Below are 1130 nucleotides of genomic sequence, written 5' to 3' on the forward strand. Positions count from 1 at the left end.
TGTTCCGACTCTAACGCTTGTCGTCCGAGAGCGACTTTTCCGAGGATATCGGCGGCCGACTTGGTCCAGACGAAGAGTTTCGGGTTGGCATTGTGATGTTCCAAGTAGTCGTGGATCGCGGCTTCGAGTTCAGGGACGCTGCGGAAGACGCCGCGGCGGATGCGCTTTTCGGTAATCAGGCCGAAGAACCGCTCGACCTGGTTGAGCCAGGAGGCCGAGGTGGGCGTGAAGTGCATGTGAAAGCGCGGGTGGCGCTCGAGCCACGCTTTGACCTTGGCGTGCTTGTGGGTGGCGTAGTTGTCGGCGATCAGATGAAGGTCGAGTGTCTTGGGCGTGCTGCGGTCGATGGCGCGCAGGAACCGGAGCCAGTCCTGATGACGGTGCCGCTTCATGCATTGGCCGATCACCTGGCCGGTGGCCACGTCGAGGGCCGCGAACAGCGTCGTGGTGCCGTGGCGCTTGTAGTCGTGCGTCATCGTCCCAGCCCGCCCCTTCTTCATCGGCAGACCGGGCTGGGTGCGATCCAGCGCCTGGATCTGGCTCTTCTCGTCGACCGAGAGCACCAGCGCCTTGTCGGGCGGATCGAGGTAAAGCCCCACGACGTCCTGGACCTTCTCGACGAAGTGCTTGTCGTTCGACAGCTTGAAGGTCTTGGTCAGATGCGGCTTCAGCCCGTGCGCCGCCCAGATCCGCTGCACGCTGGAGTGGCTGAGCCCCACCGCCTTGCCCATCGTGCGGGCGCTCCAGTGCGTCGCTGCCGGCGGCTTCTCATGCAGCGTCATCCCGACCACCCGCTCGATCATAGCGGCGCTGAGCGGCGGCTTGCGGCCAGGTCGGCTGGCGTCACGCTTCAGCCCCTCAATCCCGCGCTCCAGGTAGCGGTCGCGCCAGCGGTAGGCCGTCCGCTTGGTCTTGCCGGTCGCCCGCACAATCGCCGTCAATCCTGCCCCAGACGCCCACATCAGAACGATCCGTGCCCGCCAGACCAGCTTCTGCGGCGTGTTGCGGCCCGCCACACAGCCCTCCAGCTCCGCCCGATCCTCAGGAGATAGCCAGATGCTCCAGTCATTCGCCATCCCCAAGACTCCCACCGCTTCCACACCGTGGGAATCCTTTTGTTAGAGCCGGTA

The 1130-nt window shown here is 64.7% G+C and carries 1 protein-coding gene; it reads right to left on the bottom strand.

Features of this window, described 5'->3' with window-relative positions:
- Positions 1-1076, bottom strand: a 1076-nt coding sequence (locus AAHM41_RS40225; protein WP_342242263.1) for an IS630 family transposase, incomplete at its 3' end; no start/stop codon positions are given.
- Positions 1077-1130 lie beyond the last annotated feature (54 nt).

Source organism: Inquilinus sp. OTU3971 (assembly GCF_038440215.1).